The organism is Corynebacterium sp. p3-SID1056 (genome assembly GCF_025152525.1).
Lineage (GTDB): Bacteria > Actinomycetota > Actinomycetes > Mycobacteriales > Mycobacteriaceae > Corynebacterium.
The window spans coordinates 66,795-90,220 of record NZ_JALXXL010000010.1 but is presented as its reverse complement, the minus strand read 5'-3'; the positions used below and the strand labels follow the sequence as shown (position 1 = coordinate 90,220).

At 66.3% G+C, this 23,426-nt stretch carries 22 protein-coding genes, 1 pseudogene and 1 riboswitch; of the genes and pseudogenes, 12 read left to right on the top strand and 11 right to left on the bottom strand.

What is annotated here, in order from left to right; genetic code table 11:
- Positions 1–34: 34 nt before the first annotated feature.
- Complete coding sequence (locus M3G14_RS09700; protein WP_259926332.1) at positions 35–577, bottom strand: hypothetical protein; 543 nt, start codon at positions 575–577, stop codon at positions 35–37.
- 16 nt (positions 578–593) lie between these two features.
- A riboswitch (SAM riboswitch) is annotated at positions 594–727 on the bottom strand.
- 39 nt (positions 728–766) lie between these two features.
- Between M3G14_RS09700 and M3G14_RS09695 the strand changes: the two genes are divergently transcribed.
- Entirely contained in the window at positions 767–1,603 is an 837-nt protein-coding gene (locus tag M3G14_RS09695) for a triacylglycerol lipase (RefSeq protein ID WP_259926331.1), read from the top strand.
- On the opposite strand, the gene M3G14_RS09690 is transcribed toward M3G14_RS09695, so the two are convergent.
- Both M3G14_RS09690 and M3G14_RS09685 read right to left on the bottom strand, forming a co-directional pair.
- The gene (locus M3G14_RS09690; RefSeq protein ID WP_259926330.1) at positions 1,600–3,282 is read right to left on the bottom strand and encodes a VanW family protein; all 1,683 of its coding nucleotides are present in this window, start codon (positions 3,280–3,282) and stop codon (positions 1,600–1,602) included. The genes M3G14_RS09695 and M3G14_RS09690 overlap by 4 nt on opposite strands.
- Positions 3,283–3,320: 38 nt before the next feature.
- Complete coding sequence (locus M3G14_RS09685) at positions 3,321–4,484, bottom strand: glycoside hydrolase family 3 N-terminal domain-containing protein (protein ID WP_259926329.1); 1,164 nt, start codon at positions 4,482–4,484, stop codon at positions 3,321–3,323.
- 66 nt (positions 4,485–4,550) lie between these two features.
- On the opposite strand from M3G14_RS09685, the gene M3G14_RS09680 reads away from it, so the two are divergent.
- Both M3G14_RS09680 and M3G14_RS11655 read left to right on the top strand, forming a co-directional pair.
- Positions 4,551–4,760: a DUF2613 domain-containing protein gene (locus M3G14_RS09680; RefSeq protein ID WP_259926328.1), complete on the top strand. Its 210-nt coding sequence runs from the start codon at positions 4,551–4,553 to the stop codon at positions 4,758–4,760.
- Between the two features lie 3 nt (positions 4,761–4,763).
- Entirely contained in the window at positions 4,764–7,787 is a 3,024-nt protein-coding gene (locus tag M3G14_RS11655; protein ID WP_311201365.1) for an alpha-(1->3)-arabinofuranosyltransferase family protein, read from the top strand.
- Positions 7,788–7,849: 62 nt separating this feature from the next.
- Here the strand turns inward: M3G14_RS11655 and M3G14_RS09670 are convergent.
- Positions 7,850–8,893 (bottom strand): annotated as a pseudogene (locus M3G14_RS09670) (acyltransferase family protein); the annotation flags it as partial.
- Between the two features lie 3 nt (positions 8,894–8,896).
- Here M3G14_RS09670 and M3G14_RS09665 point away from each other — a divergent pair.
- A complete protein-coding gene (locus M3G14_RS09665; RefSeq protein ID WP_259926326.1) occupies positions 8,897–9,472 on the top strand; it encodes a DUF3068 domain-containing protein in 576 nt (191 codons plus the stop codon).
- On the top strand, positions 9,456–10,916 hold the full coding sequence (locus M3G14_RS09660) for a hypothetical protein (protein WP_259926325.1): 1,461 nt from the start codon (positions 9,456–9,458) through the stop codon (positions 10,914–10,916). Before M3G14_RS09665 ends, M3G14_RS09660 begins: the two co-directional genes overlap by 17 nt.
- Here M3G14_RS09660 and M3G14_RS09655 read toward each other — a convergent pair.
- A complete protein-coding gene (locus M3G14_RS09655) occupies positions 10,841–11,308 on the bottom strand; it encodes a hypothetical protein (protein ID WP_259926324.1) in 468 nt (155 codons plus the stop codon). The two genes, M3G14_RS09660 and M3G14_RS09655, sit on opposite strands and share 76 nt — an antisense overlap.
- A 239-nt stretch (positions 11,309–11,547) precedes the next feature.
- Here M3G14_RS09655 and M3G14_RS09650 point away from each other — a divergent pair, with 239 nt between their 5' ends.
- Together M3G14_RS09650 and M3G14_RS09645 are read left to right on the top strand one after the other, a co-directional pair.
- Positions 11,548–11,793 (top strand): three-helix bundle dimerization domain-containing protein, encoded by a 246-nt coding sequence (locus tag M3G14_RS09650; protein WP_259926323.1) that lies wholly within the window; start codon positions 11,548–11,550, stop codon positions 11,791–11,793.
- 351 nt (positions 11,794–12,144) lie between these two features.
- Positions 12,145–12,600, top strand: a complete 456-nt coding sequence (locus tag M3G14_RS09645; protein ID WP_259926322.1) for a DIP1984 family protein — start codon at positions 12,145–12,147, stop codon at positions 12,598–12,600.
- Here the strand turns inward: M3G14_RS09645 and M3G14_RS09640 are convergent.
- On the bottom strand, positions 12,597–13,667 hold the full coding sequence (locus M3G14_RS09640) for a glycosyltransferase family 4 protein (protein WP_259926321.1): 1,071 nt from the start codon (positions 13,665–13,667) through the stop codon (positions 12,597–12,599). The genes M3G14_RS09645 and M3G14_RS09640 overlap by 4 nt on opposite strands.
- A 4-nt stretch (positions 13,668–13,671) precedes the next feature.
- On the opposite strand from M3G14_RS09640, the gene M3G14_RS09635 reads away from it, so the two are divergent.
- Positions 13,672–14,415, top strand: coding sequence for a class I SAM-dependent methyltransferase (locus M3G14_RS09635; RefSeq protein ID WP_259926320.1), 744 nt, complete (start codon positions 13,672–13,674; stop codon positions 14,413–14,415).
- Positions 14,416–14,523: 108 nt separating this feature from the next.
- Positions 14,524–14,943, top strand: a complete 420-nt coding sequence (locus M3G14_RS09630; RefSeq protein ID WP_259926319.1) for a hypothetical protein — start codon at positions 14,524–14,526, stop codon at positions 14,941–14,943.
- Positions 14,944–15,234: 291 nt separating this feature from the next.
- Here the strand turns inward: M3G14_RS09630 and M3G14_RS09625 are convergent, their stop codons facing one another.
- From M3G14_RS09625 to M3G14_RS09610, 4 genes are all read right to left on the bottom strand, one after another.
- A complete protein-coding gene (locus tag M3G14_RS09625) occupies positions 15,235–15,906 on the bottom strand; it encodes a hypothetical protein (RefSeq protein WP_259926318.1) in 672 nt (223 codons plus the stop codon).
- 11 nt (positions 15,907–15,917) lie between these two features.
- A complete protein-coding gene (locus M3G14_RS09620; RefSeq protein ID WP_259926317.1) occupies positions 15,918–16,898 on the bottom strand; it encodes an IS481 family transposase in 981 nt (326 codons plus the stop codon).
- Between the two features lie 86 nt (positions 16,899–16,984).
- Positions 16,985–17,638, bottom strand: coding sequence for an NAD(P)-dependent oxidoreductase (locus tag M3G14_RS09615; RefSeq protein ID WP_259926316.1), 654 nt, complete (start codon positions 17,636–17,638; stop codon positions 16,985–16,987).
- On the bottom strand, positions 17,635–18,534 hold the full coding sequence (locus M3G14_RS09610; RefSeq protein ID WP_042531652.1) for an EamA family transporter: 900 nt from the start codon (positions 18,532–18,534) through the stop codon (positions 17,635–17,637). Before M3G14_RS09610 ends, M3G14_RS09615 begins: the two co-directional genes overlap by 4 nt.
- A gap of 58 nt (positions 18,535–18,592) precedes the next feature.
- Here M3G14_RS09610 and M3G14_RS09605 point away from each other — a divergent pair, with 58 nt between their 5' ends.
- Positions 18,593–19,507 carry a LysR family transcriptional regulator gene (locus tag M3G14_RS09605; protein ID WP_259926314.1) on the top strand — a complete coding sequence of 305 codons (915 nt, stop codon included), beginning with the start codon at positions 18,593–18,595 and terminating at the stop codon, positions 19,505–19,507.
- Positions 19,508–19,765: 258 nt separating this feature from the next.
- Here the strand turns inward: M3G14_RS09605 and M3G14_RS09600 are convergent, their stop codons facing one another.
- The gene (locus tag M3G14_RS09600; protein ID WP_259926313.1) at positions 19,766–21,592 is read right to left on the bottom strand and encodes a phosphoenolpyruvate carboxykinase (GTP); all 1,827 of its coding nucleotides are present in this window, start codon (positions 21,590–21,592) and stop codon (positions 19,766–19,768) included.
- Between the two features lie 370 nt (positions 21,593–21,962).
- Between M3G14_RS09600 and trmB the strand changes: the two genes are divergently transcribed.
- Entirely contained in the window at positions 21,963–22,742 is a 780-nt protein-coding gene (trmB, locus tag M3G14_RS09595) for a tRNA (guanosine(46)-N7)-methyltransferase TrmB (RefSeq protein ID WP_259926312.1), read from the top strand.
- 3 nt (positions 22,743–22,745) lie between these two features.
- On the top strand, positions 22,746–23,417 hold the full coding sequence (locus tag M3G14_RS09590) for an NYN domain-containing protein (RefSeq protein ID WP_259926311.1): 672 nt from the start codon (positions 22,746–22,748) through the stop codon (positions 23,415–23,417).
- Positions 23,418–23,426 lie beyond the last annotated feature (9 nt).

Below are 23,426 nucleotides of genomic sequence, written 5' to 3'. Positions count from 1 at the left end.
TCCATTTACCTAAGCATTTACCCACGCACGCCCGTCACGCCCGGCACGCACCGATCGCCTCGTGCGCCAGCACAGCCACGGCACCGGAAGCGGACTGGAGCACGTGCCATTTCGGGTGGTAGCGCGTTGCCGCCATGAGCAGCTGCGGGTCGTGGAACCATCCCTGCACCACGCCACCGTCGGTTGCGAAGGTCACTTTCGTGCCCTCGACCTGCAGGACCTCGACAGCCTTCCAACCGCCGTCCTCGCGGGAATTGATCGCCCGCATGACCGGGATCCAGTGGGGCCGGTGGCCCGAGGCGACAAGCTGGCAGCCCGTGTGATCGGCAGGCGCACTCGTTGCAGACGGCGCCGGCAGTGAAACGATCTTGCCGGTCTCGCTCGAGCGCAGCTGGTTGCGCTCGGGGGAATAGGTGAAGTTCGGACCCACGCGTCGTAGCGCGTCGAGGGCGTCGAGCGGGGTGTCGAAGACGCGGACGTGCAGCTCGCCTCCTGCGGCAAATGTCAGCGTGATGCCGTTGATGTTGTCGATTGTGGCCGGGACCCATGCATCGGGGCCGTTGGGTACGGGTGCCATGAGGCTCTCCTTGAAATTCTCGCGCTTTCGGCGTGCAGTGTGCAAACGCCGACAGATCTTCTCCCGGGGGCACCGTGCGCGAACAGCGCGGTTGCCAGCCGACAGGCCGGGAGGCCGTACCCAGATACGGGCGCGTCGGACTTCGTGATCCTGTTACTCACCCTACCAGCTCGCATAAGCTGTGAAGGCATGAAGCTCGCCACGATGATGATTGCCGGATCGGCAGCGCTCGGTGCCGTGCAGGCTGTGCGCAAGCGGCCCCCGCTGCCGTTCAACGACCCTGATTTCGAGCCCACCCGGCAGACCCCGGTGCTCTATATCCATGGGGTCACCAGCCGTTATCGGGCCTTCCGCCCCAACGCGGAGCGCCTCCGCGACGAGGGCTTTTGGGTGTGGGGCTACGACTATGGCGACATGTTTGCCCCCGGTTTCTACGGTATGGGCAATTTGGACAGCATCATCGAAGACGTCCACGCCAACGCCGACCACGTGCTTGAGCACACCGGGGCCGAGAAACTCGACATTGTCGCGCACTCGCAGGGTGGGCTGATGACCAAGCTCTTCATTGCCAACGGGGGTGCCGACAAGGTGCGTCGCGTGGTCGCATTGGGCGCAAACTTCCACGGCACCGACGTGCGCGGGCGGGCTGCACGATTCGCGCCGCTGATTACTCGGTACCCGCGGGCTGCCTCCGCGCTGGCTTCACCTGGAGTGATCCAGCAGTTGGCCGACTCCCCGTGGGTGCGCACCCACCTCAACGTGCCGGATACCTACCCGGGCATCGTGTACACGTCCCTCTACTCGCCGGCGGACGTGCTGGTCACGCCGAATGCGACCTCAATGCTCACGGCGGTTGACGGAGCAGACGTGGCCAACATCGACGTCGCCGAAGCCTACGGCGGGTACGCTCCGCGCCACGCACTCATGGAGCGTGACCCGCTGCTCACCGAACTCACCCTGTGGGGATTGACCCGCGCGCGTGGAGAACACACCCCGCCGCGTATCCCGTGGGCTGAGGAGGGCTAGCCGCACTTCACAATCGGCTCGGGGTCGTAGACCGTGGTCTGCGTCTCCTGGTCGATCAGGTTGCCCGAAAGGTCGTAGATGCTGCGCGTATCCGAGGTGGTAAAGCCCGGCGCGCCGCTCGACGGGATGCAGCCCGGGCCGGCCGCGTTGACGGTGTTGGGCTGCGTTTGCGCCCAGCGCCCGCCGTTGGCGGATTCCACGTTGACGTGCTTGACGCCCATCAGGCGCACGGTAATCTCGCCGCCGCTCACACCAGTTTGGATGCGCACCGGGGTGGGCGAATCGTTGCGGAACTGCAAATCGATCGCGCCCTCGTAGACGGTGGCTTCGCGGCCTGCCGGGTAACGGGAGATGTAGTAGGAGTGCGGTGTGTGCGCGATGTCCGTCATCCCGCCGAAGTAGGCGGCGTTGTACAAGGTGGTGGCGAACTGGGAGATGCCGCCGCCGACGGCCATACCGGAGCGCCCGTTGATGATGATGCCGGATTCCACGTACCCCTGCGCCGTGCCGCGCGGGCCGGTGTAGCCGTTGAGCGAGAAGGTCTCGCCGGGGTTGACGATCGCGCCGTTGACGGTCTGGGCCACGAGCGCGATGTTGGTGCCGGATGCCCCGGAGAACCCACCAGTGGAAAAGGAGCTGACCTCCTGGTCGAAGGTGGCGTTTTCGGCTTCCTCGGTAGTGAAGTCTGCTGGCACTGGTGTGTAGTCGGCGTCCCAGGTTCGCTCGCCGTCTCGCAGGAGGCGATCCTCGAAGCCTTCGAAGGTGGCGTCCCAGTCCACGGCGATGCCGTCGGTGGAGGGCTCAATACCGCCACCTTCGAGCACGCGGGCGTTATGCATTTCAGTCTGGGTAGCATCGAGCGTCTCCCCCAGGATCGCGCCCGCGACCTCACGGTGTACCTCGGGGACAATCGTCCCGTCGACGTTGGCAAATTGCACGACTTCGCCCATGCGCTCGGTGGGGATGACCGCGGTGGCATCCTCGCGGCCGTTGACCTTGAGCGGGCCGGAAAGCGCGGTCTTGACCGGGTCCTCCATCGCTTCCTTGATCACTTCATCGTTGATCGCGGGCTGCACCGGCTTCGGCTCCACCTCTACCCCGTCCGGGTCGAGCCAGTCGCTCGTGACCGCCTCGCGCAGTACACCGGGGTCGACCTCTTGTCCAAGCTCGGGGTCTTTGACCTCGGCCTTGCCGCCTTGGATCTGGATGGCACCGTCTTTCGGTGCGAGGTAGAGCTCATCCTTGACGCGTTGCAACTCCGGGCCGAGCTTGCCCTCGTCGACGCTGCTGCGTACCTCTACCTCGTGCGTGCGGAACAGCCCCACCAGGCGAGGGATGGGGTTGGCCGACTGGATGCCCGCGTCGTCCACCGTCGCCTGCCAATCAATGCCGAGGCCCGCGCGGGTGGGCACGAGCTGCGCGCGCTGCGTAGCCGCGCTAATCTCCACCGGTGTGTCCGCTACCCCGCCGAGCTCTGCTTCGAGACGATCGCGTGCATCATCGGGAGCCATCCCGCCGATGGCCACGCCGCCGACGGTGGTGCCGCGCGGAACGTTGCCGCGGTTGAGCGCTAGATCCGCGAGGTAGATAGCCACCACGACTGCGAGCAGGCCGAGAACCGCGCCGAGCACGATCGTGCCCGCACGGCCCCGAGACTTTTGCCGATGGGAAGTACTCACCTCACATAGGGTACACAGTCAAGGCGCACAGCCAGGCATTACAGCCCGACGTTGAGCAGCTGCTGCTGGGTGCGCACGGCCGCCTCGTCCACGCGCGACTCAGGAAGCTCCCCGGTTTCCACGGCTGCAACCACCACGTCAATGATGTGCGGTACGTCCGCCCCGGAGGACCACAGGGCCTGGTCAGCCCCTGCGGCAATCGCGCGCTTGACTGCTTCCGGGGTCGGTGCGTAGTCCAAGATGCCCCGCATGCCGGAGAGGTCATCGGTGACCACCACGCCGCCGAAGGGCACTCCGCCCGGGTAGTCGCCCTCGCGCAGAATGCGGTAGGCCTCCGGGTTCAAAGAGCTGGGCACTCCCTCGGGTCCCATCCCGGGCACGATCATGTGCCCCATCATCACGCTGGCGCGCGGGAAGCGGGACAGCAGTGGGCCGAAGGGGCGCATGTCCAGCGCCCGTACCTGGTCGAGCGGCGGGGTGACGGCGAGCGTGTGGTGCGTATCGCCGGAGGCACGCCCGTGGCCGGGGAAGTGCTTGAAGGTGGGGGTCACGTGGGCGTCGACAAGCCCTTGCGCGAACAGCGAGCCAACCCGTACGACCTCGTCGGGGCTGCCGCTGAAGGCGCGATCGCCCACGATGGCGAGCTCGGTGATGTCCAAGTCCAACAGCGGCGCGTAATCCACGTTCACGCCGCGGGTACGCAGCGAGCGCCCAATGTCGTAGCCGGTGCCCTGGATTACCTCGGGCGGGTGGGTAGCAAGCGCGCGCGGGGCCATGAACTGGCCCAGGACCTCGGTGTGGCGCTGCACGCGCCCGCCCTCGAAGTCGATGGCCACCGAAAACGGGTGGTGGTACTCGTCGCGCAGCGCATCGATGTTGTGCCCCTCTGCAGTCAGCAGCGCCGGGTCCGCCCAGCTGGGGATGATCAGCCCGCCAACGCCCTGGTCCAGCGCCGCGCGTGCCTGCCGCTCATTGGAGACGCCCACCACCATGAGCGAGGCGACTTTCGCCCGCAGGTCCTTCGGCACGCGCTGCGCTGCGGGGCTTTGGGGTGCCGCCGGCACCGGCGGCGGGGCGGGTGACGCAACCTGGGGTGGGGGCGCGACCTGCGGGGACGCAGGCTGCGTGTCTTCGCTCGGGGCGCACGCGCTCAGGGCGAGCACCAACATCGCGACGACGCCACCGATAGCTACTCGTGCCACGGACACACCCCCTTCCTCATTCTGCGAAAACGCTACTAGTGTAGTCCTGCTGGTAGACTTCCGCCTATGCCCCACCGAGTATTGCACCTGCCAGCGTCGTTGCCGCGCCGTGCGGCGAACCCGGTGCTCGCCTCCGCGGTCGTCGGAGTGATCCTGGGGGTCGTCGGCGTCATTGGCGTGGCGTCGGTATCTGGGCAGAGCACGGTACCGCAGGGCGGATCCGTTGCGGCGGACGAGGCCGTGCTCGGCGGACCGGAGTACGGCTCCCGGGAGTAGCCCTTGCGCGCACACGTCGTTGGCTGGCTGCTGCTCGCCTTCACCGCGTTTTGCCAGCCGCCAGGAGAGGTGGCGGCGGACACCAAGCTCAACCTGTTCGTGGACCCGGCGCGCTTCCTCGCCCGCGCTACCCACGCATACACCGACGAATTCCCCCTGGGGCAGGTGCAGAACCAGGCCTACGGCTACCTCTTCCCGCAAGGCCCGTTTTTCCTGCTCACACACGTCATAGGGGTACCGGAGTGGATCGCGCAGCGCGCGTGGTGGACGCTCCTTGTGTGCCTGGCGTACTCGGGCGCGCTTCTCCTCGCGCGCCGCACCGGTGTCCGCGGGACGCTCCCGCAGGTCAGCGCCGCCGCGCTGTACGCGCTCTCGCCGCGCATCCTCACCACGCTTACCGCCATCTCTTCGGAAGCCTGGCCGGTCGCGCTCGTGCCGTGGACGCTCATCCCGCTGACCCGCGCCCGCCCGCGTGTCGCAGGTGCCGTCCTGGCCGTCGCGGCGATGGGCGCGGTCAACGCCACCGCCACCATCGCCGCCTGCCTGCCCGCGTTGCTCTGGCTTGTGTGCCGTCGCGCCTACGCCCAGGCCGCGCGCTTTGCCCTGGGCGCGTCGGCGGCCTCGGTGTGGTGGATCGGCCCGCTGCTCGTACTCGGCCGCTACTCACCACCGTTTACCGAGTTCATCGAATCCGCCGCCGTCACCACCGCCTGGCTCAACCCGATCGAGGTGCTGCGCGGCACCACCAGCTGGGCCCCGTTTGTAGACACGGAGCGCACCGCCGGCGTCTTGCTCGTCGGCGAACCCGTCTTCGTGCTGGCCACCGCGCTCATCGCCGCCTTCGGCCTGGCCGGCCTTTCTCGCCGCAGCACCCCGTGGCGCGGGGTGTGGGTTGTCATGCTCGCCTGCGGGTTCGCGCTGCTGTGCTCGGCGCACTTTTTCGCCCCGCTTTTCGACGGCCCACTCGCCCCCTTCCGTAACCTCCACAAGTTCGACCCGCTCGTTCGCCTGCCGCTGGCCATGGGCGTGGGCCACCTGCTCGCCCGCGTCGACCGCCCCCGGGCCGCTGGCGTGGTGCTGAGCGTTGCGGTCGCCGTGGCCCCGGCCTGGTCGCTGCGCCTCCTGCCGGAAGGCACCTGGACCGAGATGTCCCCGCAGTGGGTTGCCGCGGGCCAGTGGCTCGACGAGCACGCCGCCGGTACCCGCACCCTCGTCGTGCCCGCCTCCTCTTTCGCCCGCCAGGACTGGGGGTGGACCCGTGATGAGCCGATCCAGGCGCTGACCAGTGCCCGCTTCGCCTTCCGCGACGCCGTGCCCCTGGCCGACCCGGAGGCCATTCGCGGTCTCGACGGGCAGGTCCGCGCGGTCGATCCGGAGGCGTTGCGCGCCATCGGCGTCGGCGCGGTCGTCGTCCGCCACGACCTCGACGGCGCCAATCCACACGCCGCCGACCTCGCCGCGCGCAACCTGGGCGAGCCAGCCGCCAGCTTCCGCGGAGATTCTGGCAGCGGCGTCGACATCTACATGCTCGAGCCAACCCGCGACGCCATGCTCACCGACGCCGAACCGGTCACCGTCGACGGCGGCGGCGAGGTCCTGCCGCTGCTGTGGGCCAAGTACGGGTATTTTCCGGCGCGGCTCGTCGAAACGCAGGCGCAGCCCGACATCATCACCGACACCCCCGCGCTCGCCGAGCGCAACTACGGCACGCTTTCCGGCGCGCAATCCGCGCACCTTGCTGCGGGCGAGGGCGGGCATGTGGGCAACCGGCTGCCCGACTACCCCTCGGCGGGCACGCGCGTAGCCGTGGCCGAAGACGGCGGAAAAGTGCGCGCCTCCTCCTCGGCGGCGGACGCGGGCGCGTTCGGAGGCGCGGTGCCCGGCGCGTCGCTGACCAGCGCCTTCGACGGTTTGACTGAGACCGCGTGGTGGCCCGCGCCGGGTGATCGCGACGCGTGGATCGAGGTCCCGCCCGTGGCTGAGCGGCTGACGATTACCGCCACGCGGGATACCGTCGTGAAGCTTTCCGGCGGGCCCGAGCGCCGCGTCACCCTGGTGGCGGGCGAGCCGCGCACCATCCACGCCCCCGGCACCACGCGCATCGCGCTGAGCGAGCGAGTCGGCATCGCCGAGATAGACGCAGGCCTATCCCGCATCGTCGAGGTCGAGGGCACCGCAGATACCTACTTCTTCCAGCGCCACTTCCCCGACATGCAAGTCATCCAGCGTCGCTTCACCACCGCCACCGACGCCACGTGGCACCTGGATGCGCCCGCCACCATCGACGGCACCCGCCACGCGGCAGGCAGCGTCGAACTACCCGCAGGCACGCACGAACTTGCCACCCGCCGCGAGACGATCACGCTTTCCCGCGACCGCGTGCCCACCGCCGCGTGGGAGGCGCTGCCCGCCACGATCGCGCCCGCCGACCACCCGCGCACCATCATCACCACCCGCGCCTTCAACGAGGGCCTACGCGCCACCGTCGGCGGTCAAGCGCTCGAGCCCACGCGTATCGACGCCGCAACCCAGGCCTTCACCCTGCCCGCCGGCACTGCCGGCGAGTTCCGCATGCACTTCGCCGGCGAGGCGGCGTACCGATACTCGCTGCTCGTCGGCGGCGCGTTTTCCGTGCTGGTGGCGCTGGCCTGCCTGCTCATTGTCGTGCGCAGGCGTACCGACGACCCCTTCGCGCCGCCGGAGCTGCCCCGCCTCGGGCGTGCCGCGCCGCTGCTCGCCGCCGTCGCCGCCGGCCCCGTCGCCGGACTGGTCGCGGTGGTGTCCGCGTGGGCGATCCGCCGCTTCACGCTCCTGCGGGCCAGCTGGCTGTCCTCGGGCGCGTTGGTGGTTTCCGGGCTGGTGCTGGCGCGGGCCCCGTGGCCGTCGGCAAGCTATGCGGGCTCGACGCTGCTGCCGGTTATCGGCTGCTTCGCGGTGGCGATCCTGGCGTGGCCGGACCGGGAAGAGGATCGCCTTGCCAGCACCGCGCGCACCAGCCGCGCGCCGGGCACCTCCACGAGTTCGTAGGAGATATAGCCGACGACCAGGCTCGCGGCCGCCGTCACCGCCAGGACGAGTGCGAAGTTGCCGCCGAAGACGGGCACCCCAAGCACGGGAAAGACCAGGTCGAGCACCGCCATGTGCCACAGGAATACGGAATAGGACCAGCGGCCGCTAAGTAGCGCCGGCCGCGAAGATAGGAGCGTGCCGTGCTCGCGCGGCCCGAGCGCGTAAGGGGCGACGAACAGGGCGGCGAAGCAGGCACCGAGCAGGACACGCACGTTGAACTCGGCCGGGGTGGGGTGGGTAAGTCCCTCCGGGCCGACGACACCGGCCACCCACGCCACGGGCATGGCCAGCAGCGGGAACGGCCAGCGCGGCCCGCGGTAGCGCACGCCGGCGCGCTCGAGTTCCGCGCAGACGAGCCCGACGGCGAACCAGGGAGTATAGGACGGCGGCCAGATTTGCAGGTTGACCACTTCGGGGTCGGAAAGGGGTGCGATCGCCCACGGCCACACCAATCCCACCACCACGCTGGCGGCGAGCACCAGCCAGCACGCTCGCCCACGAAAAGCCAGGTACAGCGGCAAGACCAGGTAAAAGGCCACCTCCACGCACAGCGACCACAACTGGGTCAGCCCGGCGATCAGCCCATCGGGCACGTAGATCTGCACCATGAGCAGGTTCGCCACCGCTTGAGCAGCGCCTACCCCACTCAGCGCGGGCAACGCCAGCAGCACGACCGCCACGCACACCACGTACGCGGGCACAATCCGGGCTGCGCGCCGCGCGAAGTAGCCGGGCCGCGGACCGCGGCGGGCAAGCACGAACGCGGAGAGCGCGTAGAACACGGCGACGAAGTAGTCGAAGCGCGCGAGCAGCGGCGAATCATTCGCGGTTTGGAAGGCGACGTGCGTGGTGAGGATCCCGAGGGCGGCGACGCCACGCAGGCCCTCGAGTTCTGGCAGTAGGTTAGAGTTTCTGGTGTGGGTTTCGGTGAGCTGTTCGATGTGGACATTGTAAAGAAGCGCAAACTGGCGTGCGCCGCCGGCATTCTGGTTGTCGCGCTGGCGTGCAACGTTGCCTCCCCCATCGTCATCGCCTACCAGCGCCCGCTCGAGACGGGCACACACTCGATGAGCTTCAGCGGCCCCGAAGGCCAACAGTTCACGCGCACCACCGTGCTGGAAAAGTCCACCACGCAGGACCCGGATACGGGAAAGAAGAAGGACGTCTACACGCTCACCACCGAGCAGGATGGGCCCGAGGCGTACACCGACGCCTTCCAGATCAACCCGACCACCGCGTTTCCGGAGAAGGATCGCCACGGCGTCGGCGTGTACCTGCCGTATCGCCCGGAGCGCCGCTCGTACCCCTACTTCGACCCGCGCTCGCAGAGCACGGTGCCGCTCGATTACCTCGGCCCGGGCTCGGTGGGTGGGTTGGAGACCTACCAGTACCGCGCCACGCTTCCCGACGATGCCCAGCGCACCGTCAATGTGGAGCGCCGCACCGGCATGCTTCTCGACGAATCGTGGTCCCTCCCCTCCGGCGTCTGGACACTGAGCGAGGCTTCCAAGTCGGATGCGGTCGACACGGCACGCGGAAAAGTCGCCTGGTTGCGGGGCCTGCAAATCATGGCGTTGGTGACCCGGCTGATCGCCGTGGTTGCCCTGATTTGGGCGTTGGTGCTCCTTGCGCGGCGCGCGTAGCTACCTGCTGTCCGCCTACGGTGCCCTGCTCGTCGTGGGGCTGACCTGGCCATTTCTCCTGCCGGGCGAGGCCTTTGCACTGCGCGACATGATGGTGCTGCCCGACATGGCGCTCACCCGCGCCTCCCTCGGCTTTGGCGATCTGCCGGCCCGCAACGTGCCGCAGGACGCGCTGCTCGGCGTCCTACCGTTCCCAGTCCTTTTCGTTCGCGCGCTACTCATCGGTTCGGCTTGCACTGCAGCGTTTGCTGGCTACCGGCTGGGCACCCACACGCTGGGCAAGGCGGCGGCGATGACGGTGGCGGTGTGGAACCCCTTCGTCATCGAGCGCCTGCTGCAAGGCCAGTGGTCGCTCGCCGCGGCGGCGTGGCTTGTCCCCTTGGTCGCGCTCGGCGGGCGGTCGGGCCCGCTGGCGCAGTGGGCGGCCTCGCTGACGCCGACTGGCGCGCTCGCTTCGGCCTGCTTCGTGCGCAACCGGGTAGGCGCGGTTGTCGCGGTGCTGGCCTGCGCCCCGTGGATGGTCGCGGGCGCGCTCGCCGCCGGGGGCGGGACCGCTACTGCCGAGAGTGCCGCCGCGTTTGCGCCACGGGCGGAGCAGCACGTGGGCACGCTCGGGGCGCTCATGGGCCTGGGCGGTATCTGGAACTCAGCGGCGGTGCCGGCATCACGCGCGACCGGCTTCGCCCTCTTCGGCATCCCGCTGTTCGTGCTGCTCGCGCTGGGCTGGCGCGCGGTCCCGCGGCGCTGGCTGGCCCTGGCCGGGGTGGGTTTTGCGGTCGCGCTCGCGTCCTGGGCGGGTGTGAGCGAGCCGATCGTCACGCACGTGCCGGGCGGCGGCCTTGTCCGCGACGCGCAGAAGTGGCTCATCCTCGCTATCCCGGCCTTCGTTGCAGCGGCGGGGGCGCTGACCCCGCGTCGCGCTGCGGCCGCGCTTGCGTGTGCGCTGTTGCAGGTGCCGGACGGTGCGGTGAGCGTCGAGAAGCTGCGGCCAGTTGCGGTGGATACCCCGGTTGTCGCGCATGCGGGCCGGGATGTGTTTTTCGCCGAGCGCACCCCGTTGACGCTCGTGCGCGGCGAGCCGACGGTGGATCCCGCGCCGAAGCTCATGAATGTGGTGGAGTCCGGGGCCCTGCTTGTCGACGGCGCACTCGTCGACCCGCCCTCACCCCGGTGGCGCGCGGCGCACGAGGTCATCTCGCAGGAGCCGGTCGATGCGGCGCGGTTGCGTGAGCTCGAGGTGGGGTTGGTGGTCTACCCGGACGGGCGCGTGCTGGACACGGGCGCGCCCGCGCGCGGCCTGCCGCCGGTGGGGCTAGTACTTTTCGCGGGGTACTTGGCGGCGCTGGCCTACGCGCTCGTTGCGTTAAGCTACGCGCTCGTTGCGTTAAGACGCTCGCGGAGCTCGTCGGCGAAAGTCCCAGGCTCACGCACGGAAACGGCGTAGTCACCGTCTAGGGTGTTGATGCGTACTGTCGGGCCGCCGACGGAGTAGCACTCAGCGCCGTCGACCTCGCGAGGACCACTTAAGTGTGGTGGGGAGAAGAGCCAGGCCCACACGCTCGGCTGCGGCCCTACCTCGTCAACACTGGTGATGCGGCGAAGCGGAATTGCGGTTTCGCGCCCTGCGAGGCGTACGTGCAGCGCTGTGTCATCTACCCGCACGTGCAGGGTGATGCGAGCGTAGAAGAAAGCGTACCCGGCGAAGAGTGCCAGCAGAATCCAGCTGAACGGATCGGGGCGAAATCCACCTACGAGAGGCACCACCAGCACCGTTGCCACAATCAGGACGGCTAAGGGGACGCCGTTTACCCTGCGGTTACTTTCGAGCTTTGCCATACCACAAGAGTAACAACACTCACTCCTATTTTTATTCACAAAATCGCCGTTACCACTAAACCGCCCCTACCTGCACATTCACCCATTTTAGTTGGCCGTTGCCAATTAATGCTTGACCCCAATCATTGCCATCCTTGCACTATCGAGGTCCGACCATTAAAGTTAACTTCAGATGAACACAGGGTTACATGCCCGGTAGTCCGGGGGAACTACTCAAAGACTTAACAAAGGAGAGCATCATGAAGGACATCAACAACATCGACTTTTCCATTATCCGCGAGCGCGCACTCCGCAACATCCGCGAGGACCTCATCGCCGAGTGGTCGCACGAGTTCCCTGCCGATGAGATCGGCGAGGCCTTCGACTACGTGCTGAAGCTCCACCGCGATGGCGCAACGCTGGACCACTTCATCCCGGTCCTGGTCGAGGCAGAGATGAGCGCCCGCCTGCGCTCCGGCAACCTGTGGCCGGCCACCGCAGCCTAAGTTTTTATCAAACCGCGGCCCCTCCTCCCAGCGAGAAGCGGCCGCGTTTTTGTTATGCTTGTGCGCATCATGCTGTCGGTAGCGGGAACACCCGGGACCCGCGGCGTGCGTCTTAGCGAACACTGACCCGTGTCAGCCCGGGCAATGGCTGGCGACTCTGATCAGGCCCTTCGCCGACGGGCTACCCCCTAACAGAGCACCCGGCCTGCATCGAGTACACGCGCACTCCCGAAAAGGGAACGCACACATAATTGAGTATCACCGAAGTGTTGGAAGGCGCGCCCGCCCCTGGGCCCCGTGAGGGTTGGGATACGGGGACGCATACCTTTTACCCGGAGGAAAGGGGCCACCATGTTGCTTGCAGAAGCACTCGCACAACGCGCCGAGGCGCAGCACCGCCTAGACGAACTGCGCTCCCGCCTGATTGACCAGGCGCGTGTGCAGGAGGGAGACGAGCCCGCCGAGGATCCGGCCGAGCTGCTCAAGGAGGCAGCGCACGTGCTGGAGCAGATTGAGGTCCTGGTGCGCCGCATCAACCACACCAACTCGGTCACGCCTTTTGAGGGCGACGCCACGCTGACCGACGCGATCGCGCGCCGCGACGCGCTGGTGCGCGCGGGCCGCTTCTACTCCGCGGTCGCAGACTCCGCCACCGAGCGCATGGACCGCTACTCGCGATCCGAGGTGCGCTACGTGCCCACCGTGGATGCGGCCGCGCTGCGCAAGATGGCGGACGCCGCCTCCAAGGAGTACCGCCAGCTGGACACGAAGATCCAGCAGCTGAACTGGTCCACCGAGCTGCGTTAGCGCCCCACCACATCATCCAGTACCGCGGCGAACTTCGCCCCGGTCGCCTCCCACGAGTACTCGCCCGCGCGCGCTTTGGCGGCGGCGCCGAGGCGGTGTCGTAGGGTGGCGTCGGCAAGCAGGCGCTCCACTACCTGGCTGAACTGCGCCTTCGTGTCCACGAGCACGCCAGTTTCCCCATCGATGATGGAGTCGTTGACCCCGCCGGCGCTGCGGTAGCCGACAGTCGGCACGCCGTGCGCCGCGGCCTCCACGACCGCGATGCCCCACCCCTCCTTCGCGCTCGGCATGAGGTGCAGCGCCGCACGTGAGAGCAGGGCGTGCTTGTAGGCGTCGTTGACGTGCCCGTGGAAGCGGATCTCGGGCCGGCCCGCCGCGTATTCGCGCAAGCGATCCTCCCACCAGCCGGAACCGATGATGTCTAACACCACATCTTCGCGACCAGCGACCGCGTCAATCGCGTGCTCGATGCGCTTGTGCGGCACCAGCCGCGACAGGGTCACCACGTGCACCTTCCCGTCCTCCGGCACCACGGGCAGCGCGTCTGGGATCGGGTCCACACCGTTTTCCACGATCGCGATGTCGCTCGCCGCCACGCCGAGCCCGATCAGATCGCTTCTCGACGCCTCCCCCACCGTCACGTACCGCGCACCCCGATACACCCGCGGCGCCACCTTGGACTCCAAAAACCAGCCCAACCGCCCGATAATCGGGCCCGCCACCGGCCACTGATCCTTGTGGCAGTGATGCGTGAGCAGCACAACCGGCCGCCGCGTACACAGGCGTGCGAAAAACGGGATCCCGTTCTGCGTATCCACAATCACATCCGGCCGGTTGCGCCAGATGGATAGCGGCGCAAGCACGTACACGCCGTATTTGCCGCCGGCGCGCTCGAAGCGAATGCCGCCACGAGTGCTGCGCCGTGGCGCATCCGTGTGACTCGAGGTGCGGAAAATGACCTCGTGGCCCTGCGCCGCGAGGGACTCGCCGACGCGTTCCAGGTAGCGTTCGCTTCCGCCGCCCTGTGGGTGGGTGGAGTCGCGCCAGCACATCAGCAGTATCTTCATTGCTATGTACCGTACCCGCCGGCTTGCCACGTTGACACGTTCGCTGCGCCTGTTGCGCTCGTTTGTCTACGAGCAATTCCGCCCCGCCGTGTTCTACTCCGGCTTGGCGCGCGATACCCGCTCGCTTCTCGACGCCCTGTGGCAGGACACCACCAGCATGTCCGGCCTCGCTGGCACTTCGGTGTTGGACGTCGGCGGCGGGCCTGGCTACTTCGCCGACGCCTTTGCCGACACCTTCTACGTCGGCATGGAGCCAGACGTCTCCGAACTGTCTGCCGCGGGGCTTTCCGGCTACGGCGCGGTGCGCGGCGAGGGGGCGCACCTGCCCTTTGCCGACGACACCTTCGATCTCGTGTACTCCTCCAACGTGGCCGAACACAACCCCAACTGGCGCGCCATGGGCGAGGAAATGCTGCGCGTGGTCAAACCCGGCGGCCTGGTCGTGCTGTCCTACACCGTATGGCTGGGCCCCTTCGGCGGCCACGAAACGGGGCTATGGGAGCACTACGTCGGTGGCGAGTTCGCACGCCGCCGCTACGAGCGCACACACGGAAGACCGCCCAAGAACGTGTGGGGGACCTCCCTGTTTGCGGTCTCGGCCCGCGAGGGGCTCAAGTGGGCGGAATCGACCGGCCGCTTGCTCACCGCCTTCCCGCGCTACCACCCGCACTGGGCGTGGTGGCTTTCGCGCGTGCCCGTCCTCCGTGAGTTCGCGGTTTCGAACCTGGTGCTTGTGCTACGGGGATAGGCTCGCCAGATTCCATTGCAATTACGGGGTGCGTGATAGATACTTGCCTAGAGGTTGCCGACAGTAGCAGCCCGTATCGATGAGCTCCCTGAAAAGAGAAGGACCGCAATGCAACTCCCATCCCAACTTCAAGCTGCAATGAAGCAGATTCCTTTCACCCCACAAACGGTGGGAGCGCTTCTGGCCAGCGTGATTGCCCTGATTTCCCTCGTGACAGCTATCGCAGTTGGGGAATCTTCCTCGAAAGCACCAACCGTCGAGCCCCGCGGCGAGAAGTCTGTGATCCAGGTCGTCACGGTGGATGGAAAGACAGCAGGTGTATGCGCACTCGGAGGCCTGCGCCAGGAGAAAGTGCACTACACCGACAAGAATTCCGTCTACTACTGGGAGCTCAAGCCCGGCGAAGAACGCATTGACGCATCATGCCCCAGTATTAGTGCCTTTTCCTCCGGTAAAAAGCGTTTGGAAGGCCACGCGATAGTAAAGAGCTTCGACGCACCGCAAGTTGTCAAAATTACTGTGCAATAGCGTCGGGACAGTTTACAAGCAGCATCGTGAAACGACTGTCCCACTTCACTTTCGGATTTGCGGGATCTGCCAACACAACGTGGCGACTCATCACGATCGCATGTGCTTTCCTCTCAGTCGCCCTTTTAGACCGCAAACACCGTCTACCAGAGCGATGCTTGGACCTCGAGTAACTTGCGTTGAACCTTTCCATGGGTAAATTGGAGGTCAAGAAAGTGAGGACAAGGTCCCTCGCTATGAGTGAGGAAAGGTCTACAGGACAATTTGCACCTGTAGGCCTTTCCTCTTTTTCTACTGGGGCCGAGCCGAGTAAATGTTCTTGACGGTACTCGTGCCCGTCAGCCACTGCTCGAGAACTGGGTCTATACTCCCAACCAGCGAAAACGCGTCACCGATCACATCGAGAACGTCAACATTGAGCAAACTATCCATGTGTGACACTCGATTACGCAACAGATGAAGGTGGGCTACTCTCCAGTATGTCGTGCGCCCGTCAGGATCTACTACATACGGAAACGCCGTTTCTAGTGCTTCTTCCCACATCCGGACACGATTCCTGTTCTCTCTCTTCTCCGGATCAGCATCAGGGCCATGGTTGGGGAGGATGTCTTTCCACATCCCAAACATGGTGTTCGCCAAAGCATCATCATGCGTAATCTCAGCTCCATAGCGAGGATGATCTATTGAACGATTGCTCGCAGTCTTCTCCGCTCGTTTCAACGCGTCTCGTCGCTTGCCTTGAGTAAGGCTTCGCAGCGGGGAAGCCGGAGCGGCGAGAAGCCAACTAGGATTTCCGGTTTCCCGACGGTTCCACTCCTGCAACTTCTCGTTCATCGCGTTGCGAACAAATACCTCAGTAATGCCCAGTGTTTCTTGAACCGATGCCCCCAACTCGACGCTCCACCGATACAGCGCAAGAGCCCTTTTCTTATTGCCGTCTGCAGCAGAAAGATATGGGGCCATCCGAGCTGCCCCTAGGTGTACTGACCGGGTACGTTGGTCAAGCGTGAGAAGGGCGGCTGGTTCCCGCAAGCGGTGTGGGGCCGGTGGTGGTTGTAGTAGTGCAGCCAGCCGTCGAGTTCTCCGCGGCGTTCGGTCTCGCTGGTGTAGCAGCGGGCGTAGGCCCAGCCGTCGGCCAGGGTGCGGTGGAAGCGTTCGATCTTCCCGTTGGTCTGCGGCCGATAGGGCCTGGTGCGCTTGTGCCGGATGCCGAGCTCGTGGCAGGTGTCTCGCCACAGGTGTGAGCGGTACGCGCCGCCGTTGTCGGACAGGACCCGCTCAACGGTCACCCCGCGTGCGTTGAACCACTCGACGGCCCGAACGAGGACCGCGGTGGCGGTGAGGGCGGTTTCGTCGTCGTGGATCTCGGCGTAGGCGACGCGGGAATGGTCGTCGATGACGGTGTGGACGTAGGCCTTGCCCATCAACGGGTCGCTGTACTTGTTCTTGGGCTTGCCCGGGGTGGCGGCGCGGTTCTTCTCGCCCTGCTGGCGGCCGACGTAGCGCCAGCCGCCGCCGTCGGGGATGTTGCCGAGCTTCTTCACGTCGACGTGCAGCATCGCCCCGGGGTGGTCGTGCTCGTAGCGGCGGACCGGCTCCCCGGTTGCCCGGTCGACATGCGAAAGCCGGTTCAGGTGCGCGTCGACGAGGATCCGGTGAACCGTCGACGGAGCGATCCCCAGCCGGCAAGCGAGCTGCACGGGTCCTTCTCGAAGATGGAGACGGATGCAGCGCTTCGTCGTCTTCGCGTTGGTCTTGTTCGGCGAGTGATGCGGCCGTGACGAGCGGTCCTGCATCGACTGGCCGGCGCGATAGCGGTCGGCCCAGCGCTTCACAGTGGGCCAGGAAACCTGGAACCGGGCGGCGACCTCGCTGATCGGCCAGCCCTGGTCGACCACGAGCTGGCCGACGATCAAGCGGTGGCGCGGGGTCAGTGCTGCGTTGGCGTGGAGCAAGAGCGTCCCCTTGGAATAGACGGAGGGGGCCGATAGCTCGACCCCCTCACGGTTGTTAGCGTGGATTCCTCTGTGGACCGCTGGCCCTAGGCCAGGCCCTTTGCCAGCTCGATGGCGGTGAAGTGATGTACGGCGCTGGGCTGCTCGAGCTCGTCGAGCACCGCTAGGGCCAGGTCCGCAGGGGTGATCCGCGACGTGCCATCGTGGTTGATGAGGAGCGTGTCACCGCCACGGCGATAGGCGCCGGTTCCCTGTCCGGGCTCGAAGACTGCCGACGGACTCAGGTAGATCCAGTTCTGGTTCGGATGTTCGGTACACACGTTGAACTGGTCGAGGCTGGCCGACGCGACGGCACGCCACTGGGTCGGCACGAAGGCGGGGTCGTCCAGGACGAGCAACTCTCGATCGTGAGGTGAGCGCAAGGGCGCTGCTCCTCCCACGACCAAGACCCGGACCCCCGCGACGGCGGCGTGGTCGAGGACACGGCTGGTCAGCGGAGCCACACGGCTTTCGTCGCCGGGGGCCATGCGCACGGCGAGCACGACGGCGTCTGCGTCGTTCAGGACGGGCTGCAGGGGTGCCTCGAGGTCTGTCAGATCGAGACGAGTGACGGTGGTATGCGGGTCGTTGATCTCCTGTGGGTTCCGCGATACGGCAGTGACGTGATGGCCGCGGCGTGTGGCCTCCTGCGCGATCGCTGCGCCGGCCATGCCGGTGGCTCCGAGAACCGTGATGTTCATGAATTGTCCTTTCGACGATGGGTGGGTGCGGGGAGCTGGCCACAGACCATGGCGGCCAGGGCGATCGCGAAGCCGAGGTACTGCTCGGCTCCGAGGTGTTCGTGCGCGATCAGGACGCCGAGCAGGGCGGCGACCAACGGCGAGAGAAGTCCCAGGAGGGCTGTGGACGTGACGGGCAGGCGTCGGATGCCGGTGAACCAGAGGCTGTAAGAGACCAGTGCCCCGACCAGGCCGAGCCAGGCGTACCCAAGCCAGCCACGACCGGAAATCACTGCCGGTGGCCCCTCCACCAGCAGCGCCGGGATCGCCAGCAGAAGGCCGGCGGCCGTCAGCTGCCAACCGGCCAATGCGATGGGCGAGACACCTTGGGGGAGCTTCCACTTCTTGGTCAGGACCACGCCCGTGGCCATGGCCCCTGTGCCACCGAGTCCTGCAGCCACACCCACCGGGTCCAGGGCGGCGCTCGGCCCAAGGACCACGAGAGCCACCCCCACGACCCCCACGACACCCCATCCCAGGCGCCAGCCGGAGAGTTGCTCGTGGAGGACAGCCACGGCCAGCAGGGCAACGATGATGGGCTGCACCGCACCCAGCGTGGCCGCGACCCCGCCCGGAAGACGCTGCGCCGACAAGAACAGCAGGGGGAAGAACGCGGCCATGTTCAGACCGCCCAACACGAAGCTCTTCCACCACCACGAGCCGCGCGGCAGCTGCCTCGACAGGCCCACCGCGATGATCCCTGCCGGCAGCGTCCTCATGAACGCGGCGAACAAGGGGTGTCCGGCTGGGAGGAGGTGGGTGGTCACGATGTACGTTGTCCCCCACGTAGCGGGGGCCAGCGCCGTCAAACAGGTCCACAGCAACGAACCGCGGCGCCCATGAGAAAAAGTGTTCATGCATCCATCATCAGTCGCTCACCAGTAGTGAGTCCAACACATTGTTCTCACCCAAACAATGATCTGCTATCATGATTGGGTGGAACTCCAACAGCTCAGGTATGTCGTGGCGATCGCCGAGGAACGCAACTTCACGCGAGCAGCAGAACGGTGCTTCGTCGTGCAGTCAGCCCTGAGCCACCAGATCAAGGCCCTCGAACAGGAACTCGGCACGGCACTGTTCGTGCGCTCATCCCGCCGGGTCGATCTGACACCCGCCGGCGAAGCCTTCCTCACGGAAGCACGGAGCAGCCTCGCAGCCGCTGACCGCGCCGCGGCGGTCGCCGCCGAGGCCGTGGGCCAGGTCCGCGGAAGCTTGTCGGTAGGTGTGATCCCGACGGTCACTGCCGTCAGCGTGCCCGACATCATCGCAGCCTTCCACGCCAGCCATCCCCACGTGGATCTCACCGTGCGGAGCGGGGGAAGCAATGAGTTCATGCGCGATCTCAGCAGCGGGAGACTCGACGTAGCATTCCTCGGCGTGGACGCCGACGTCGCCCCAGCATCCGGACTCACCGCGCACGAGATCGCCCGAGGGCGTCTCGTCGCTGTCGTGGCGTCACAACACCGGCTAGCGCACACGGGCACCCTGGCCCTGGCTGACTTGGTCGACGAGACGTTCATCGACTTCCCGGCCGGGTCACCAGGCAGACTCCAAGGCGATCGGGCATTCGCTGCCGCAGGCCTTCAGCGCCGCGTGGGCTTCGAGGCGATGTCGACCGAGTTCATGCTCGCCCTCGTCGAACGTGGGTTGGGCGTCTGCCTGCTGCCCGTCGAATGTGTGCCGGCTAACCCAGCGCTGCGAGCAGTTCCCGTGGCCGATGGCCCCTGCCGGGCCGAGTACGTCGCATGGGGCTCTTTCAATCCGAGCCCCGCGTCTCGGGCGTTCATCGAACAGGTCAAGGAATCAATCGCCCTGCACATGGTCGGCTGATGCCGGTCCCATCGATCAACGTCTCCGGTCCGTACACCTAGGGCACCAACTACCGTATCCCTCGCGGCTGATTTCATAGCTTGAATACTGCCACAGTAACCATGTAGAACAGCCCATCCGCGGAAATCACCAACAAGAAGAAAGTCCCCGCCCTCCTGCGAGAGCACGGGATACAGCACAGAACGGGGCTCACAACGCTCGCCGCGAAATTCGCATGACAAAAGGCCCGCCACGTGGCGGGCCTTTTGCGTCAGCAGACTAGCTGCGTGCTGCCTTCACGCGCTCGGAGAGCTGGTCGAGCTGGTCGAACAGTTCCTGCGGTACGCGGGAGCCGAGGCCCTCGAGGTACTCGCGGGCGTCTTCCACATCGTGTGCCCACAGCTCCGGATCCGGGTAGAGGGCTTCCTTGACGTCCTCGACCGGGGTATCCAGGCCGGTCAGGTCCAGGTCCTCGACCTTGGCGGTGTTGCCAACCGGGGTCTGGTCTGCGTCGACCTTGCCCTCGATGCGGTCCACGATCCACTTCAGCACGCGGGAGTTGTCGCCGAAGCCCGGCCACAGGAAGCGGCCGTCGTCCCCGCGGCGGAACCAGTTGACCAGGAAGATCGACGGCAGGCGGTCGCCGCCGCGCTCGCCCATGTCCAGCCAGTTCTGGAAGTAGTCGCCGACGTTGTAGCCGATGAACGGCAGCATCGCCATCGGGTCGTGGCGCAGGGAGCCGACCTTCGCCTCAGCGGACGCTGCGGTCTGGCCGGAGGCGAGCATCGCACCGATCAGGGTGCCGTGCTCCCAGCTCAGGGCCTGGGTGACCAGCGGGACGGTGTCCGGGCGGCGGCCGCCGAACAGGATCGCGTCCAGCTTCACGCCCTTCCAATCGTCGAACTCGGGTGCCGCGGTCGGGCACTGCTCGATCGGCACGCAGTAGCGGGAGTTCGGGTGCGCGGCCTTCTCGCTGGACGCCGGGGTCCAGTCGTTGCCGCGCCAGTCGATGAGGTGGGCCGGCGGCTCGTCGTCCATGTCCTCCCACCACACGTCGCCGTCGTCGGTCAGCGCGACGTTGGTGAACAGGGTGTTGCCCGGCTCCATGGAGCGCATAGCGATCGGGTTGGACTTGTAGTTCGTGCCCGGGGCGACACCGAAGAAGCCGTTCTCCGGGTTGACGGCGTACAGGCCGTCCTCCTTGAGGTGCAGCCACGCGATGTCGTCGCCGACGACCTCCGCAGTCCAGCCCTCCAGCGACGGGGTGAGCATCGCCAGGTTGGTCTTGCCGCACGCGGACGGGAACGCACCCGCGATGTAGTAGCTCTTACCCTCCGGGCTGTTCAGCTTGAGGATGAGCATGTGCTCGGCCATCCAGCCCTCTTCGCGCGCCATCACAGAGGCGATGCGCAGGGCGTAGCACTTCTTGGCCAGGATGGCGTTGCCGCCGTAGCCGGAGCCGTAGGACCAGATCTCCTTGGTCTCGGGGAACTGGGAGATGTACTTGGTGTCGTTGCACGGCCAGGCGACGTCCTCTTCGCCCTCGGCCAGCGGCGCGCCGACGGAGTGCAGGCAGTGGACGAACTTGTCGCCCTCAATCTTGTCCAGGGCCTGCTGGCCCATGCGGGTCATCACGCGCATGGACATCACCACGTACGCCGAGTCGGTCAGCTGGACGCCCAGCTTCGGGTCCGGGTCGCTGATCGGGCCCATGCAGAAGGGCACGACGTACATGGTGCGGCCCTTCATGGAACCGGAGAAGTGCTCCGTCATCTCTTCCTTGAGCGCGGACGGCTTCATCCAGTTGTTGGTGGGGCCAGCACCCTCTTCCTCCTCCGTGGAGATGAAGGTGCGGGACTCCACGCGGGCAACGTCAGACGGGTTAGAGCGGGCCAGGAAGGAGTTCGGGCGCTTCTCCTCGTTGAGCTTGATCAGGGTGCCCTTCTCCACCAGCTCGGCGGCCAGGCGGTCCCATTCTTCTTGGGAGCCGTCAGCGAAGACCACCTTGTCGGGCTGGAAGAGTTCTACCGCCTCGTTCACCCAAGCAATAAGTTCTTCGTTGTCAGTAGGAGCAGGGCCTTCCAAGCGCTGTACTGCAGTGGTCATGTGCTCTCCTTCATAGTTTTCGTCCGCGTATGTCCCCGCACATATCCTCGGGATTTCCAGAGTATCTGAATTGCGCGCGCCCCGAGCTGCCTTAACATCTTCCCAGCTAGAACGGGGCAACCTTGCGTGATGCACACCATAAAAAGTCGTGCGTTTTCGGTTGTTACACCGCCCCATTTAGGGGTACATAGGTATGCTCAAACCCTGGAAAATTTATGCCCGGTACTGGGAAAACACGGGGTATCCACGGGGTCAAACGGACACCCCTTTCCGGGCCGACCGTGCGCCACCCCCGAAGGTGGGGATACGCGGGCGTCATTAAGCTTCTCCCAAACTTGCATCCGCGCACGTCATATGGACAATAATGACAATGAATACTCCTGATTTTTCTCAAACTCCCCGCGAGGGGACTGGCGAGCTGCCCGCCGGCCGCCCGCTGCAAACCGATTTTGGCACCGGCCTTGACTACCCGCGCCTCGGCTCGGTGACCTTTCGCCGCGGCACACTCACCGACAACCAAGAGGCGCTGTTCAACGAGCACTGGCCACGCTTGGGCAAGGTGCTGACGAATGAGACCGACGAGCATATCGACGTCGACGCGTGGTTCGGCCGCAGCGGGCACCCAACCATTTTGGAGATTGGCTCGGGTACCGGCACCTCCACCGCAGCGATGGCGCCGCTGGAGGCAGACACCAACATCATCGCCGTGGAGCTGTACAAGCCGGGGCTGGCCAAGCTGCTCGGCAGCGTTGTGCGCGGCGGGATCGACAACGTGCGCATGGTTCGCGGCGACGGCGTGGAGGTGCTGGCCCGCATGTTCGGCGAGGAATCGCTCGACGGCGTGCGCATCTTCTTCCCCGACCCCTGGCCCAAGGCCCGCCATCACAAGCGCCGCATCATCCAATCCGGCACGCTTAACCTCATCGCCACCCGCCTCAAGCCGGGCGGGGTGCTGCACGTGGCTACCGACCACGCCGACTACGCCGAGTGGATCGACGAGCTGGTCAATGTCGAGCCCATGCTGGAGTACAAAGGTTGGCCGTGGGCGGATGCCCCGCTCCTGACCGATCGCCAGGTCATTACTAAGTTTGAGGGCAAAGGCCTCAACAAGGATCACGTCATCCGCGAGTACCTCTGGGAGAAGAAGTAGGGCATGGTTTTGCAGGACAAGTCGCACCCGTACACCCCCGGCGCACCCGCCGGGCCCGAGTCCTACCTCTTGGTGTGGGACGCCCCCAACCTGGACATGGGCCTTGGCGCCATCTTGGGCAGCCGCCCCACCGCCGCCTACCGGCCCCGCTTCGACGCTATTGGTCGCTGGCTGATCGAGCTGGCGCAGGAGCGTTCCGCCGCCGTCGGCTCCCACGTCGAGCCGGAGGCGACCGTCTTTACCAACGTCTCCCCCGCCAGCGCCGATGCCGTGCGCCCCTGGGTCGAGGCGCTGCGCAACGTCGGCTTCGCAGTCTTTGCCAAGCCGAAGGCAGACGAGGATTCCGACGTCGACCAGGACATGCTCGACCACATCCAGCGCCGCCAGGACGAGGGCGTGCTGCGCGGCGTGGTGGTGGCCTCGGCAGACGGGCAGAACTTCCAGGAGCCGATCGAGGCACTTGTCGACGCCGGCATCCCGGTCACAGTGCTCGGCTTCCACGAGCACGCCGCCTGGGCCGTGCAGTCCGAGACGATCGATTTCGTGGACCTCGAGGACATCCCGGGCGTGTTCCGCGAGCCGCTGCCGCGCATCAACCTGGACCAACTGCCCGAGGGCGGTGCCTGGATGCAGCCCTTCCGGCCGCTGTCCGCGCTGCTGCACAACAAGGACTAGGGAGCCAAC